Origin of the sequence: Pseudomonas wuhanensis (assembly GCF_030687395.1) — a bacterium.
Classification (GTDB): Bacteria; Pseudomonadota; Gammaproteobacteria; order Pseudomonadales; family Pseudomonadaceae; genus Aquipseudomonas; species Aquipseudomonas wuhanensis.
Genome location: NZ_CP117430.1, coordinates 3927232 through 3941949, shown reverse-complemented (window position 1 = coordinate 3941949; position 14718 = coordinate 3927232). Strand labels below are relative to the sequence as shown.

Here is a 14718-nt window from a genome sequence, read left to right as displayed (position 1 = left end):
GAGTACAGCCATGCCCAGCCTGGTTCGCGAAATTCCTGCTGCCCCGTCCGCCATTGCCCTGATGCATTTCAGCAATCGTCTGACCTTCGAGACCGATTGTTCCGACGTCTATGGCAGCCAACAGGCCGGCGAGGTGGATTTTGTCCTGGTCGACGTGCGTGGACCGTTAGCGTTTGAGCGCGGGCATGTGCCGGGCGCGATCAACATTCCGGGGCGACTGATCACGGCTGATGGCCTGGCGGCTTATTCGAAGTCCACGTTGTTCGTGGTCTATTGCGCAGGGCCCCATTGCAACGGCGCCAACAAGGCCGCGGTGAAACTGGCGGCGCTGGGTTACCCGGTCAAGGAGATGATTGGCGGGGTGACCGGGTGGCTGGATGAGGGGTTTGAATTGAGTGTTGCGGTGCAACCTGTCGTTGCGATGCCCATAAGTTGTGAATGCTGACTAATTGTGGCGAGGGAGCTTGCTCCCGTTGGGTCGCGAAGCGGCCCTGAAAACGGCCAACCACGATTCTCAGGAGAGATCGCATTCTCAGTATTTACGGCTGCTTCGCAGCCGAGCGGGAGCAAGCTCCCTCGCCACAGAAGTCCATCAATTCTCAGACTCAGCGATGAGCTGATGAAGCGTTCCACCATTCATCCAGCGTCGCCTGCAACCAATCATCGACGGCTTGATAGGCGGCGCTATCCTGTGGTCCCCGAGGCAACGGCGATTCCTCGGCAAAGTGCTCATTGAGAATCGCCACCGATTCGGCATTCCACTCCGGGTGGAACTGCAACCCCACCCGCGTCGCCCCGACGCGGTACATCTGCTGCTCACACACGTCACTGCTGGCCAGCAACTGTGCATCCGCCGGTAGATCAATCGCGTCTTCGTGCCATTCCAGCACCTTCAGCCTCTGGCCATCGGCAAAGGTCACGGTGGTCCAGCCCGTTTCGGGATGAGCCATGCGCCGCACATTGCCACCCAGGCTCAGCGCCAGCAATTGCGCGCCCAGACAAATCGCAAACACCGGCGCGTCCTGATCGAGACTGCCTGCCAGCCACTGACGTTCCGCTTCCAGCCACGTCGGCCCAGCATTGGATTCGTAAGGCCCACCCAACAGGATCGCGGGTGCCGCGCTCACCGGCGGCAACTGGTCGAGGTCGGCGCGAAACACGCTCAGCGAAATGCCACGGGCCCGGGTCCATTCGGCAATGGCGCCAGGACCTTCGGCTGGATGGTGCTGGATCAGGTTCAACGTGGGCATCACGCTTCTCTTCCGGGAATGGGGTGGGCGGGGTCAATGTGCCGCAAAAAAAAGTTCATCGCCAGTGCGACTGATCAATCGGATCACGCCCGAAACCTTGTAGGTTTTGTCTGAAACAATGGATTGTCCTACAGCCCTTGCACCACCGTGGCGCACGCTTCAAGTGCCTTGAATCTCTCGGCTGTTTTTCTATAAGTATTTGTCGCTTAAACACAATTTGCCCTCCTGAAGCCGCTCTAGACTGCCGGCCACTTCGGTCTTCACTAACCGAAAGTTGCCAATCGAAAGCTGCCAATAAAAGCCTCCGCACACAGGAGTTATAAATGAAGAAGCGAGTGATGTTCGGTGCCCTGGCACTGTCGATGTTGTCCCTGACCGCCGTGGCCGAAGACGCCAAGCCGATTCGCCTCGGTATCGAAGCCGGTTACCCGCCATTTTCGATGAAAACCCCGGACGGCAAACTCACCGGTTTCGACGTGGACATCGGCGATGCGTTGTGTGAGCAGATGAAAGTGAAGTGCACCTGGGTCGAGCAAGAGTTCGATGGCCTGATCCCGGCCCTGAAGGTCAAGAAAATCGACGCGATCCTGTCGTCCATGACCATCACTGACGATCGCAAGAAGAACGTCGATTTCACCATCAAGTACTACCACACCCCGGCGCGCTTCGTGATGAAGGAAGGCACCGACGTCAAGGACCCGCTGACCGAACTCAAAGGCAAGAAAGTCGGTGTGCTGCGCGCCAGTACCCACGACCGCTTCGCCACTGAAGTGCTGGTGCCGGCCGGGATCAATCTGGTGCGTTACGGTTCCCAGCAGGAAGCCAACCTGGACATGGTTGCCGGTCGCCTCGACGCAATGCTGGCCGACTCGGTCAACCTGGACGACGGTTTCCTGAAAACCGACGCCGGTAAAGGCTTCGCGTTTGTTGGCCCGACCTACGAAGACGCCAAGTACTTCGGCGGCGGTGCCGGCATCGCTGTGCGCAAGGGTGATAAAGAGCTGGCGGACAAATTCAACACCGCCATCACCGAAATCCGTGCCAACGGCAAGTACAAGCAAGTGCAGGACAAGTACTTCGCTTTTGATGTGTACGGCCATTAATACGACGTAGAAAAAAGTGGCCACTGTTGACGCGGTGGCCACTTTTTTTATGCTCCCTAATCAGGCCGCGATTTAATGTGGGATCGGGCTTGCTCGCGAAGACGGCTTCAGAAGCGGCGAAGATGCCTGGGCCATCATCGACATCCCAACTCACAGTGATAGGCTTTGCCCCGAATCCTGCGCGCTGTGAAGGAAGGTTTATGCTGAAGTTGCTCGCTCTGCTCACGCTCCTGGCGTCCACCGCCGTCCACGCTCAAACCCCGCTGCACACCGATCTGCCGCTCAAGTACCTGGAGCAGGCCGACGCTGAATCCCGCAACCAACCCCTGGTGATTTTCCTGCACGGTTACGGCAGTAACGAGCAGGACCTGTTCGACATCAAGGATGAATTGCCGCCGCAGTACAACTACCTGTCGGTGCGGGCGCCGATGACGTTGGAGGAGGGCAGTTACCAGTGGTTTCGCCAGAAGGGCGAGGGCGCCTATGACGGTGAGACGGACGACCTGAAGGCCAGCGGCCAGGTATTGCGGGATTTTGTCGCACAAGCGGCGAAGAAATATCACACCGAAGCGGACAAGGTATTCCTGGTGGGTTTCAGCCAGGGCGCGATGATGTCCTACGAGGTCGCGTTGCGTCATCCCGAGGCAGTGGGTGGAATTGCGGCACTGAGCGGGCGAATTCTGCCGGTGCTCAAGTCCGAACTCAAACCGGATGAAAAACGCCAGCTGCTGGCGATTTTCATCGGTCATGGCACTGCCGACACACTCCTGCCCTACAACGACGGTACTGAGGCCGACAGCCTGTTGCAGCGCCTGTCACTCAAGCCCGAGTTTCATGCTTATCCGGGTGTCGGTCACAGCATCAGCGCCACCGAGATGCAGGATTTGAGCGCCTGGTTGCAGCGCCTGAATCCCTGAATCGGTCGGGTTTATTTGCCGCTGACGATTTGTTTCACCAGCGTTTCGTGGCCGGTTTTGTCGTTGGGGCGGGAAATGATCTGGACGATGGCCATGCGCGTGCCGGAAGCGGCCATCAACGTGCTGTCCAGCGTCATGCCACCGCCCTGGGTGGCGGTGCTGTCGATCTGCCGAAGGCCCAGGCCCGTGCCTTTCTGGGTCAGGCTTTTTTCGCTGGTTTTGTTGAAGTCCGGCAAGGCGTTGCGTTGCTCGGTGGCGAACGCGGACACGGTGGCGTCAAGGAACTCACCGTCGTTGTCCGTGACGTTGGCGCCGCCGGGGATGGTGTTTTCAGCGGCGATCACCACGGTTTTGGTGGTCTGGTTGGTGTACATCGTGCCCGTCGCCCCGGCAGTGCCGGTGGCCGCATCGCCGGCCGGTAGCGGGTTGGCGATGAAACCCTTGGGCAGGGTGAAGGTGAACTTGCCGCCGAGCATCGAGACCTTCTGGGTCGGCGCTTTGGCGCTGGCAGTGGCCTTGGCCGCCTGCGCATTCAAGGCACCCAGGCTGGTAGCCGCCATCAGCAGCAGAACAACGGCTTTTTTACTCAACAATGACATTCAAACTCTCCGAGGGATGATCCGCGCGTTGATGGCGATCATCCCACGGATCGCGATTTGTAGCAGCTGCCGCAGCCTGCTACGTTCTCACCTTGGGCGCAACGCCAGCCGTTTGGTGATCACTAGCATCCCCAACGACGCGCCTACGCCCAAGACAAGCCCCAGCCATCCCAACCTCGGCAACGCCAACGCCAGCACCAGACAAAACGCCGCAAACGAATACATCCCGGTCGCCGTTGCCCTGAGCAACGCTGCAGTAAACGCCGGGCCGCGAGTCTGCTGGGAAAACACCGCCATCACACTGCCTAGCACCGGGAATACTGCGAGCAGACCGCTCCAGCGTTCGCCGACGGTGCTGGCCAGCAGCGTCACAGTCAATGTGAGCAGGGCGCCGGCCATCATGCGCAGCAGCAGTTTGTCGGACTTCGGCACCGGGCCTGAAACGATGGGCTGCACCGCGGGAAACAGGTACGGCGCAGCCAGCAACGCGGTGGCGGCCGCGATTACCGAGAACACCAGCGACGGCGGGATCAGCGATAGCACAATAGCCGTCAAGGCCCAGACCAGCAGCGAAATCGACAGCGCCCACGGCCAGCTCAAGCGTTGTGCAACTTGGGCGTAGGCCACGCAGAAGGCAATCATCGCGAACATCGCTGATAACGCTGCTGTCGCTGCTTGAGCCGCGAACACCTGACCCTGCTCGATGGCGAGGAAGAACAGAATCGGCCCGACCACCACCGGCAACCCCGACAGCCAACCGGCCACACTTGGGCCCCAGCGTTTTCCGGCCAGGGAAATCAGCAACAGAAATCCCGGAATTACCAGCAGTTTGAGCATCAGCACGCACGCGTCTCCATTCGGTGTGAGCCGGCCACGTTAGCATTGCGGGCGATGGATTGCTCTCAGAGAGGTAGCTGTATGCGGCGTGCCGATCAGCAAAGGATGTGATGTGGCTTTCGGACCATTGTGGCGAGGGAGCTTGCTCCCGCTGGGCTGCGCAGCTGCCCCAAAATCTCGGTATTTTTCGCAGATTTTTGTGAGTGCTACACACTCAAGCGGGAGCAAGCTCCCTCGCCACAGGGTATTGGTGAAGCCAAAAAGGCGCTTACGCCCGCTCGATGGCCAATGCCACGCCCTGACCACCGCCAATACACAGAGTGGCGAGGCCTTTTTTGGCATCACGCTTGATCATTTCATGCAGCAAGGTCACCAGCACCCGGCAACCCGAGGCCCCGATCGGATGGCCCAGGGCAATGGCGCCGCCGTTGACGTTGACCTTGTTCAGGTCCCATTCCAGATCCTTGGCCACGGCCAGAGATTGCGCGGCGAAGGCTTCGTTGGCTTCGATCAGGTCCAGTTGATCGATGGACCAACCGGCCTTGCCCAGGCAACGACGAGTGGCCGACACCGGACCGATGCCCATGATTGCCGGGTCGACGCCTGCGTTGGCATAAGCGGCGATCTTCGCCAGTACTGGCAGCCCCAGCGCCTTGGCTTTCTGCGCACTCATCAGAATCACCGCAGCGGCGCCGTCGTTCAGCGAAGAAGCGTTACCGGCCGTCACCGAACCGTCCTTCTTGAAGGCCGCTTTCAGTTTGCCCAGGGAGTCGGCGGTGGTGCCGGCCCGAGGCTGTTCATCGGTGGCGAAGGACAGCGGATCGCCCTTGCGCTGGGGGATCAGGATCGGCGTGATCTCATCGGCAAACCGCCCGGCTTCGATGGCGGCCACGGCTTTCTGCTGGGACGCGGCAGCGAAGGCGTCCTGTTGCTCACGGGTCAGGCTGTATTTCTCGGCCAGATTCTCAGCGGTGATGCCCATGTGGTAATCGTTGAACGCATCCCACAGGCCATCGCTGATCATCGTGTCGACGATCTGTGCGTGACCCATGCGCAACCCCGTGCGGGCGCCCGGCATGACGTAATTGGCCAGGCTCATGTTTTCCTGGCCGCCAGCGATGATCACTTCGGCATCGCCGCAGCGAATCGCCTGAGCCGCCAGATGCAGCGCTTTCAGGCCCGAACCGCAGACCTTGTTCAGGGTCATGGCCGGCACGGCGAAGGGCAGGCCGGCCTTGATCGCGGCCTGGCGGGCAGGGTTTTGCCCGGCACCGGCGGTCAGCACCTGGCCCATGATCACTTCATCGACCTGCGCCGGGTCCAGACCGGTTTGCGCCAGCAGTTGACGGATCACCGCAGCACCGAGGTCAACCGCGGACACATTGGCCAACGCCCCCTGGAAGCTGCCGATGGCAGTGCGAGTGGCGGCAACAATTACGACTTCTTGCATGGAAGGATTCCTCACTGGGCAGCGAACTGCATTTCCGGGACGTGGTCAGGCACGATCAGTTTACCAGCGGTCTTGGCGACGATTTCCTCGACGCTGACGCCCGGCGCGCGCTCTTTGAGCACAAACGCGCCATCCTTGATTTCCAGGTAGGCCAAGTCGGTCAGCACACGTTTGATGCAACCGGCGCCGGTCAGCGGCAGGCTGCAACGCGACAGCAGTTTCGACTCGCCGTCCTTGGAAGCGTGAGTCATGGTGACGATGATGTTGTCCGCACCGGCCACCAGGTCCATCGCACCGCCCATGCCCTTGACCAGTTTACCGGGGATCATCCAGGAGGCGATGTTGCCTTCGACGTCCACTTCAAACGCGCCCAGCACGGTCAGGTCGATGTGGCCACCGCGGATCATCGCGAAGGATTCGGCGGACGAGAAAATCGATGCGCCGATACGCGCGGTCACGGTTTGCTTGCCGGCGTTGATCATGTCTGCGTCGACTTCGGCGTCGGTCGGAAACGCGCCCATGCCGAGCAGGCCGTTTTCCGATTGCAGCATGACTTCCATGCCTTCAGGGATGTAATTGGCGACCAGGGTCGGGATACCGATGCCGAGGTTCACGTAGTAGCCGTCCTGCATTTCGCGGGCGACGCGTTGAGCCATTTGTTCGCGGGAAAGTGCCATTGTTGTTATTCCTTCATTCGGTCCGGGGGCAGGGGATCACTTACGCACGGTGCGCTGTTCGATGCGCTTCTCGAACGTGCCGCAAATGACCCGGTCGACGTAGATGCCAGGGGTGTGGATCTGCGACGGGTCCAGTTCGCCGGGTTCGACGATTTCTTCGACTTCGACCACGGTGATCTTGCCCGCGGTGGCGGCCAGCGGGTTGAAGTTCTGGGCGGTGTGGCGATAGACCACGTTACCGAAATGGTCGGCTTTCCAGCCTTTGACGATGGCGAAGTCACCGGTGATGGATTCTTCCATCAGGTACTGGCGGCCCTTGAATTCGCGGACTTCCTTGCCATCGGCCACCGGAGTGCCGACGCCGGTCGCGGTGAAGAACGCCGGGATGCCGGCACCGCCTGCGCGCATTTTTTCGGCGAGGGTGCCTTGGGGGGTCAGGACGACTTCGATTTCGCCGCTCAGCAGTTGTTTCTCGAACAGCGCGTTTTCGCCGACGTAAGAGGCCACCACTTTGCGGATCTGCCGGTCTACCAGCAGCACACCAAGGCCGAAACCATCGACGCCGCAGTTGTTGGAGACCACGGTGAGATCACGCGTGCCGCGGTGCTGGATCTCGGCGATGAGGTTTTCCGGAATCCCGCACAGGCCGAAGCCGCCGGAGATCACAGTCATGCCGTCTTCAAGACCTGCCATCGCTTCCTCGTAGGAATACACGCGCTTGTCGAACCCTGCCATATGCACCTCTTTTATTCTTTGTGGGCGGCTGGCTAGCCGGATGGGGAGGGAGTGTCTCGCTGACAGATTTATTTGTTAAGTTGATTTTTAAGGTTGATTGATAGATAAAACTCACCAATCAATACGGCGTTAGAGACAGTGATCATGACCGTCAAACAGATCCGCGCATTCCTGGCCGTGGCCCAGAGTTTGAGTTTTGCCGTGGCTTGCGAGCGATTGCACCTGTCCCAGTCGGCGTTGAGCCTGACCATCAAGGCGCTGGAGGAGGGGTTGGGCGGGCGCCTGTTCACGCGCAATACCCGTAACGTTGCACTGACCGCCGAAGGCGAATCGCTGCTGCCACTGGCTCGTCGATTGATCGCGGACTGGGACAATGCCGAGGATGAACTGCGCCAACGCTTCACCCTCCAGCGCGGCCGCGTGACCCTGGCGGCGATGCCCTCGTTTGCCGGCAACTTGCTGCCGCCGATCCTCAAGACCTTTCGCGCGCGTTATCCCAAGGTCAACGTCACGGTGAACGACGTGATCAACGAGCAGGTGCTGGAAATGGTTCGCGACCGTCAGGTGGAATTGGGCGTGGCGTTCGAACCGACCCAGAGTTCGTCGCTGGAATTTACCCCGTTGTACATAGACCGGTTTGTGGCGGTGGTGCCCCTCGATTCACCGCTGACGGAGCGGGACGACATTGATTGGCAGACCTTGCTCAAGGAACCGTTCATTACCTTGCAGCGACCCTCGACGGTGCGGGTGATGCTTGAAGAACACTTGCAGGCGCGGGGCATGAAGCTGCCGGTGGAGTTTGAAAGCCATCAATTGGCGACAGTCGGGCGGATGGTGGCCAGCGGATTGGGTGTGAGCGCGGTACCGGCCTTGTGCGCCGGGCAGATGCGCGAGTTGGGCGCGCGTTGCATTACCCTGCGCGACCCGGTGGTGGAACGGGCGATCGGGGTGCTGACGACGGGGCATGAACTGTCGGCGGCGGCGCAGGCGTTGTTCGATATTCTCAAGGCTGAAAACCTTGGCGAGCGTCTGAGCTGATCACGGTCACCTATGGGAGCGGGTTTCGTCAGTTGCATCCGGGCAGGTCAACCTGCCCGGTTATGTGCCTGCCCTTATTTACGCGCCTCCAGAATGAGGTTGAACGGCGTTTCCGTGGCCCGCCGGAACTGGGTGAATCCCGCCTCGGTGAAGACCTTGCGCAACCGTGCCTCGCCCGCCTGGGCTCCGAGCCCGAGGCCGACCTCCTGGGACAGCGAGTTGGGCGTGCAGATAAAGGTCGAAGCGGCGTAGAACAGTCGTCCCACCGGGGTGGTGTTGGCGTCGAGCGTGTCGTTGGCGAAGGGCTCTACCAGCAGCACCGAGCCATCGGGTTTGAGCGATTCATAGGCATGCTTTGCGGCGCCGACCGGGTCACCCATATCGTGCAGGCAGTCGAAGTAGCAAACCAAGTCATAGTCGTCGCCCGGATAGCTCTTGGCGGTGCCCTGGAAGAACCGCGCCCGGCCGGACACGCCACCTTCTTCGGCGCGCTGGGTGGCGACGGTGATCGAAGGCGCGTGGTAATCGAAACCGACGAACCGTGAGTTCGGAAACGCCTGGGCCATGATCACGGTCGAGGCGCCGTGGCCGCAGCCGATGTCCGCCACCTTGGCGCCGCTTTCCAGTTTGGCGACCACACCGTCGAGGGCCGGTAGCCATTCGCTGACCAAATGCGCCTTATACCCTGGGCGGAAGAATCGCTCGGTGCCGCTGAACATGCACGGATGGTGATCGCCCCAAGGCAGGGCGCCGTTGCCGCGCATGGCATTGACCAGTTTGTCCTTGTCATGGAAAAACGACGCGACCACTCCGATACCACCGGCCACATAGACCGGTGAGTCTTCGATCGCCAGCGCCAGGGCTTGCTCTTCCGGCAGGCGGAATTGACCGTCGCGGTGCTCCATGTAACCGGAGGCGGCGTGGGCGCTGAGCCATTCACGCAGCAGGCGGGTGTTGCAGCCGGTCTTTTCGGCGAGTGCTTCGGGGGTGACTGGCTGACTGTCGGCCATGGCCCGGTACAGGCCGAGCTCTTCGCCGAGGATGACGTTGGCGAGCATCGCCGCGCCACCCATGTCGTTCACCAGTTTGCCCATGAAATCATTGAGTCTGGCCTCGTCCATCATGTGTGCTCCTTCAGCAGGATCACGGTCCAGAGGCATTGTTTGTCGAGGCATGCACCTTTGGGCGGTGATCGTGGGAATGAACAGGACGATAACCGCGTCCTGGCTCCCCTACGGGGGTAATCAGTAAGTCTAGTTCGTGTATCCCACTGTATCTGACTGCCTGTCCGATACAGTGGCCTGAGAAGAGCGGCGTTTGTGACACAGACCCGACACACAGCGGCGCTTGACTGGGCCTGCCGGCCGGCACTGAGTTTTCAGACGCTGGAGACCGGATCCCAGGATGAGATCGACACCATGCAGACTCCCCTCACATCAGCGAAGGCGACCGTCGGGCTAGGCTTGCGCCGCGGTTTAATGCAGGACCTTCAAGCGGCCCCGCCAGGCGCTTTCGACTTCCTGGAAGTCGCGCCAGAGAATTGGATCGGCATCGGCGGCGCTCATGGCGCGGCGTTTCGCGCCCTGGCCGAGCGTTATCCGTTGTCCTGTCACGGCTTGTCCTTGTCTTTGGGCGGGCCGGCGCCGCTGGACGTCGGGTTCCTGCAGGAGGTGCGGGTTTTCCTCGATCATCACAAGGTGCCGCTGTACAGCGAACACCTCAGCTACTGCAGCGATGACGGGCATCTTTACGATCTGCTGCCGTTGCCGTTTACCGAAGAAGCGGTGCACCACGTCGCCGCTCGAATTCGCCAGTCCCAGGACATTCTCGGTCGGCGCCTGGCGGTGGAAAACGTCTCCTACTACGCCGCGCCGCAGCAGGACATGGACGAACTGACGTTCACCAACGCCGTGCTGCGCGAAGCCGATTGCGACCTGCTGCTGGACGTCAACAATGTCTACGTCAACTCGATCAATCACGGCTTCGATCCGCAGACATTTCTGGCGGGCATCGACACGGGGAGGGTGGTTGCCATGCACGTGGCTGGGCACTTTGATGAGTCCGACATACTGAAGATCGACACCCATGGCGCCTCGGTCAAACCGGTGGTCTGGTCATTGCTGGCCGAGGCGTATGCGCGGTTCGGCGTACAGCCGACGCTGCTTGAACGGGACTTCAATTACCCGGCGTTCTCTGAACTGGTGAGCGAGTTGCAGACCATCCGCCGACTGCAAGACGAGGAGGCGAACCGTGGATAAGCCGACGCTGCACCAGCAGCAAGACACATTGACTCGCTACCTGCGCGACCCTGACCACTGTGCTCCACCCGCCGGGATGGACGTGGCACGGGCGCAGGTTTATCGCGATCTGGTGTTCTCCAATCTGTCGTCGTTGCTCAGTGGCACTTTTCCGGTACTGGTGAAAATTCTCGGCGATGATCAGTGGCGTTTACTGGTGCGAATCTTCCTGCGGGATCACCACGCTCACACGCCAAAATTCGGTGAGATTGCCCAGGAGTTTGTCGAGTTCCTGGCCTCCGAGCCCCAGGCGCTGAACGATGGACCGTGGCCGCCGTTCATGGTCGAGCTGGCGCATTACGAGTGGGTCGAAATGGCCCTGCAACAATCCGACGCCGAGCCGCTGTCGGCCAGCGATGCTGGATTGCTGCTGGAGCGACCGTCGCAGGTTTCTCCACTGGCCTGGCCGTTGGCCTATGGCTGGCCGGTGCAAAAAGTGGGGCCGGATTACCAGCCACAAGTGCCACCGACTCAGCCGACGTTGCTGTTGGTTCGTCGGGCCGAAGACTGGAGTGTTCGCTTTTCCGAACTGAGCCCGTTGGCGTGGCGGTTGTTGCAGCGAATCGGGGAATTTCCTCGGCTCAATGGCCGAGCGCAGCTGGAAGGGCTGGCAATGGAAGCGGGGATGGTTGGGTCGCCGGAGTTTATCGACAGCGGGTTGGCGTTGTTGCGGAAGATGCATGAGGAAGGGGTAATTGGCATCGCCGCCTGATCGCAATCTTCAAAACACCACGCATCAATTGTAGAAGCGAGGCTTGCCCGCGAAGGCGGTGTGTCAGTCAACATGGATGTTGGATGTGCTGGCCTCATCGCGGGCAAGCCCGCTCCCACATTGGATTCGCGGTGTTTATTGGGGCTTTGGCAACTTGAGTTCTGCACACAACCCACCGCCCTCGCGATTGCTCAAGGTCAGTGATCCGCCAATCGCCAGCGCCAGCTGCTGGGCAATCGCCAACCCCAACCCGGTCCCGCCGGTGCTGCGATTACGCGAATTCTCCACGCGGTAGAACGGCTGCATCACCTGCGCCAATTGCTCTTCGGCAATCCCCGGCCCACGGTCCATGACCTTCACCGACAAGCTGCCATCAGCCTTCGTTTCCACCCACAACTCTGCCGCGCCAGCGAATTTCAGCGCGTTGTCCACCAGGTTCACCAGCACCCGCCGCAAGGCATGGGGCCGGGTGTCGATCACCGCAGCGCTTTTACCGCCCAGCTGCACGTCTTTGCCCATGTCCTGATAGTCGAACACCAGGCTGTCGAGGAACGAATCCAGATCGGTGCGGCGACTTTCCTCGGTGGCGCCATGGATGCTGCGGGCGTAGGCCACGCCTTCGCGCACCAGGTGTTCCATCTCGCCGAGGTCATTCCACAGTTTGTCTTTTTCGCTGGAGTCGTCCATGAATTCGGCACGCAGTTTCATGCGCGTGATCGGCGTTTGCAGGTCGTGGGAAATCGCCGCCAACAGTTGCATGCGTTCCTTGAGATAAGCCGCAATCCGCGCCTGCATCGCATTGAAGGCCCGGGCGGCGTAGGCGACTTCGGTCGGGCCTTTTTCATCCAGGTGTATGGCGTGGGTGTTGGGGTCAAGGGTTTCCACCGCTTGGGCGAGGCGGGTGAGCGGGCGGATGGCGATTCTGACCGCCAGCCAGGTGCAGAGGATCATCAGCGCCAGTTGCCCCAGTAATACCGCCGGTAACCACGGGGACAAAGGCACCATCGCGGGTCGCACGTCGATGGTGACGGGGCTGCCGTCCTTCAGTTTCAGGTGGGCCTGGAAGTGTTTCTTCGGGCCGGGGATGTCGGTAAAAGTCAGCGGATATTCATGGCCGATGGCGTCCTGAATCGAGGGGACTGCAATCGGCACATCGCTGGGCGCCATCGGTGTGCCCGGCGAGCCTTCATTCAGCAGATAACCATAGTTGGCGCGTTCCAGCCGCTGCAGCCAGTTCGGGCGTTCGTTGGCGGGCAAGCGGTCGAGGATGGCGAGGGAGGTCGAAACGTCGGTTTCCAGATTGCCCAACATCGTATTTTTCGCACTTTCATAACGCTCGTAGTACTGCGCGCCAAAGGACAGCGCCTGGGCGAGGATCAGGCCGATCAGGAAAATCAGTGACAGCCGCGAGGCCAGTGTGCGAGGCCAGTGCAGCGCAAGATTCATGACGGCGCACCCAGCACTTCCACCGGCAGCGAAAACACATAACCTTCACTGCGCACGGTCTTGATGTAGGCCGGTTCCCGGGCATCGTCGAGCAGACGCTGACGCAAGCGGCTCACCAGTAAATCGATGGAGCGGTCGAACAGATCGGCATCGCGGCCCTGGGTCAGGTTGAGCAATTGGTCGCGATTGAGCACCCGCTGAGGATGATCGAGGAACACCCGCAGCAAACGATATTCCGCGCCGCTGAGGGCGACCATGGTGCCGTCCTCATCCAGCAGATGCCGGGCCGAGGTGTCCAGGCGCCAGCGACCGAACGCCAGCAGGCGACCGCTTTCGGTGATCACCAGGTTGGGCGGCAGCATTCGCGTGCGCCGCAGCACGGCGTTGATGCGGGCGAGCAGTTCACGGGCGGCGAACGGCTTGACCAGGTAATCATCGGCGCCCATTTCCAGGCCGATGATGCGGTCGGTTTCATCATTGCGCGCGGTGAGCATCAGCACCGGCGTGGCCTTGTGTTTGCCGGCGCGCAACTCGCGGCAGAGCACCAGGCCATCGTCGCCCGGCATCATGATATCGAGCACGATCAAGTCTACCGGCGTGGACTCCAGAAACGAGCGCATCTGCCGTCCATCCGCTACCACGGTGGTGCGCAGGCCGTTCTTCTTCAGGTAATTGCCTACCAGTTCCCGGATCTCGCGGTCATCGTCCACGATGAGAATGTGATCGACGTGTTCCATGGTGACCAAGCCTCTTGAATGGGAGTTGTTGCGCAGTCTATCGAGCGTTGGCCCGCTCGCCTGCCGCCGATTGTATTGCAGTGTATCTGGTGTGCCGAAAGATACACGGGGACGTAAAAATGGCCGATTCCGGGCGTTTTGTATCGCTGTGTATCGCAGGCCTGCGCGGATACACAGCGATTTAATCCGCGCCTGTTCTGGACACAGACGAGATACCTCGCGGGTTTCAAATAGGTTCCATCGAGGCAAACCCAACCGCCTCGGCTCAATCAACGATTGACCTATTGAAGCCCAGAGGAAGCCTCCATGAACACCAAAGCCATCTACGCCGCCTGCCTGTTTGCCGCCCTGAACATCTGCACCTTGTCGGCCCGGGCCGAAGCCGATGTAACCCCTCAAACCTACACCTACGGCACGCACCTGGATATCCAGAAAGTGCTGTCGATGAAACAGGACGCCACACCTGCCTGCGGGATTGTGAATGCCCGGATGACCTACCTGGATTCCCAAGGCAAAACCCAGGTTCTGGATTACAGCAAATTCGCTGACGGCTGCAACGAAGGCAACTGAGTCCTTCGATTACCCATTGCCCAACCCCTTTGAAACAGGAAGAACATCATGAATAACGTTACCCGCTTTTTGACCGCCATCGTTTTTTCCATAGCCGGCGTCGCCGCCCATGCCAACGCTGCGGTTGAACAAAATACCGGTGGCAGCAGCACCTGCTTCCAACTGACTCCGCTGCTGACTGAGGATGGTTCGAGCCGCACGCCGCAAGGGCAATTGGTTGCAGAGAATGGCTACAGCCGGACGCCACAGGGTCAACAGCTGGAGTCCTGAAGCCTGGTCCAGTTCTGCCAATTCCCGCCGTTCCAGTGTGGGAGCGGGCTTGCTCGCGAAGAGGCCAGTACATTCAACAT

At 60.4% G+C, this 14718-nt stretch carries 17 protein-coding genes; 8 read left to right on the top strand and 9 right to left on the bottom strand.

Going from position 1 to position 14718, the window contains the following annotated elements; genetic code table 11:
- Nucleotides 1-10 precede the first annotated feature (10 nt).
- Nucleotides 11-445: a rhodanese-like domain-containing protein gene (locus PSH88_RS18025; RefSeq protein WP_305421844.1), complete on the top strand. Its 435-nt coding sequence runs from the start codon at nt 11-13 to the stop codon at nt 443-445.
- Between the two features lie 160 nt (nt 446-605).
- Here PSH88_RS18025 and PSH88_RS18020 read toward each other — a convergent pair whose 3' ends face one another.
- Nucleotides 606-1250 carry a type 1 glutamine amidotransferase gene (locus PSH88_RS18020; RefSeq protein WP_305421843.1) on the bottom strand — a complete coding sequence of 215 codons (645 nt, stop codon included), beginning with the start codon at nt 1248-1250 and terminating at the stop codon, nt 606-608.
- A 323-nt stretch (nt 1251-1573) separates the two neighbouring features.
- Here PSH88_RS18020 and PSH88_RS18015 point away from each other — a divergent pair, with 323 nt between their 5' ends.
- Both PSH88_RS18015 and PSH88_RS18010 read left to right on the top strand, forming a co-directional pair.
- Nucleotides 1574-2353: an ABC transporter substrate-binding protein gene (locus PSH88_RS18015; RefSeq protein WP_305421842.1), complete on the top strand. Its 780-nt coding sequence runs from the start codon at nt 1574-1576 to the stop codon at nt 2351-2353.
- 200 nt (nt 2354-2553) lie between these two features.
- Entirely contained in the window at nt 2554-3270 is a 717-nt protein-coding gene (locus PSH88_RS18010) for an alpha/beta hydrolase (protein ID WP_305421841.1), read from the top strand.
- Between the two features lie 11 nt (nt 3271-3281).
- On the opposite strand, the gene PSH88_RS18005 is transcribed toward PSH88_RS18010, so the two are convergent.
- The 5 genes from PSH88_RS18005 to PSH88_RS17985 form a co-directional block, all read right to left on the bottom strand.
- The gene (locus PSH88_RS18005; protein WP_305421840.1) at nt 3282-3869 is read right to left on the bottom strand and encodes a DcrB/PsbP domain-containing protein; all 588 of its coding nucleotides are present in this window, start codon (nt 3867-3869) and stop codon (nt 3282-3284) included.
- A gap of 87 nt (nt 3870-3956) precedes the next feature.
- Nucleotides 3957-4712, bottom strand: a complete 756-nt coding sequence (locus PSH88_RS18000) for a hypothetical protein (RefSeq protein ID WP_305421839.1) — start codon at nt 4710-4712, stop codon at nt 3957-3959.
- A 262-nt stretch (nt 4713-4974) separates the two neighbouring features.
- Nucleotides 4975-6156: an acetyl-CoA C-acetyltransferase gene (locus PSH88_RS17995; RefSeq protein WP_305421838.1), complete on the bottom strand. Its 1182-nt coding sequence runs from the start codon at nt 6154-6156 to the stop codon at nt 4975-4977.
- Between the two features lie 11 nt (nt 6157-6167).
- A complete protein-coding gene (locus tag PSH88_RS17990) occupies nt 6168-6833 on the bottom strand; it encodes a CoA transferase subunit B (RefSeq protein ID WP_052965168.1) in 666 nt (221 codons plus the stop codon).
- A gap of 36 nt (nt 6834-6869) precedes the next feature.
- Nucleotides 6870-7568, bottom strand: a complete 699-nt coding sequence (locus PSH88_RS17985; protein ID WP_007896014.1) for a CoA transferase subunit A — start codon at nt 7566-7568, stop codon at nt 6870-6872.
- Between the two features lie 144 nt (nt 7569-7712).
- Between PSH88_RS17985 and PSH88_RS17980 the strand changes: the two genes are divergently transcribed.
- Nucleotides 7713-8606: a LysR family transcriptional regulator gene (locus PSH88_RS17980; RefSeq protein ID WP_305421837.1), complete on the top strand. Its 894-nt coding sequence runs from the start codon at nt 7713-7715 to the stop codon at nt 8604-8606.
- A 74-nt stretch (nt 8607-8680) separates the two neighbouring features.
- On the opposite strand, the gene PSH88_RS17975 is transcribed toward PSH88_RS17980, so the two are convergent.
- Nucleotides 8681-9727, bottom strand: a complete 1047-nt coding sequence (locus tag PSH88_RS17975) for a class I SAM-dependent methyltransferase (protein WP_305427020.1) — start codon at nt 9725-9727, stop codon at nt 8681-8683.
- 297 nt (nt 9728-10024) lie between these two features.
- Here PSH88_RS17975 and PSH88_RS17970 point away from each other — a divergent pair, with 297 nt between their 5' ends.
- Both PSH88_RS17970 and PSH88_RS17965 read left to right on the top strand, forming a co-directional pair.
- Nucleotides 10025-10864, top strand: coding sequence for an HvfB family MNIO-type RiPP peptide maturase (locus PSH88_RS17970; RefSeq protein WP_305421836.1), 840 nt, complete (start codon nt 10025-10027; stop codon nt 10862-10864).
- Nucleotides 10857-11615 (top strand): HvfC family RiPP maturation protein, encoded by a 759-nt coding sequence (locus PSH88_RS17965; RefSeq protein ID WP_305421835.1) that lies wholly within the window; start codon nt 10857-10859, stop codon nt 11613-11615. The genes PSH88_RS17970 and PSH88_RS17965 overlap by 8 nt, the downstream gene beginning before the upstream one ends.
- A 135-nt stretch (nt 11616-11750) precedes the next feature.
- On the opposite strand, the gene PSH88_RS17960 is transcribed toward PSH88_RS17965, so the two are convergent.
- Together PSH88_RS17960 and PSH88_RS17955 are read right to left on the bottom strand one after the other, a co-directional pair.
- Nucleotides 11751-13061, bottom strand: coding sequence for an ATP-binding protein (locus tag PSH88_RS17960; protein WP_305421834.1), 1311 nt, complete (start codon nt 13059-13061; stop codon nt 11751-11753).
- Complete coding sequence (locus tag PSH88_RS17955) at nt 13058-13798, bottom strand: response regulator (protein WP_007896007.1); 741 nt, start codon at nt 13796-13798, stop codon at nt 13058-13060. The genes PSH88_RS17960 and PSH88_RS17955 overlap by 4 nt, the downstream gene beginning before the upstream one ends.
- 306 nt (nt 13799-14104) lie before the next feature.
- Between PSH88_RS17955 and PSH88_RS17950 the strand changes: the two genes are divergently transcribed.
- Together PSH88_RS17950 and PSH88_RS17945 are read left to right on the top strand one after the other, a co-directional pair.
- The gene (locus PSH88_RS17950; protein ID WP_305421833.1) at nt 14105-14368 is read left to right on the top strand and encodes a DUF2790 domain-containing protein; all 264 of its coding nucleotides are present in this window, start codon (nt 14105-14107) and stop codon (nt 14366-14368) included.
- A gap of 48 nt (nt 14369-14416) precedes the next feature.
- Complete coding sequence (locus tag PSH88_RS17945) at nt 14417-14638, top strand: hypothetical protein (protein WP_305421831.1); 222 nt, start codon at nt 14417-14419, stop codon at nt 14636-14638.
- Nucleotides 14639-14718: the final 80 nt, after the last annotated feature.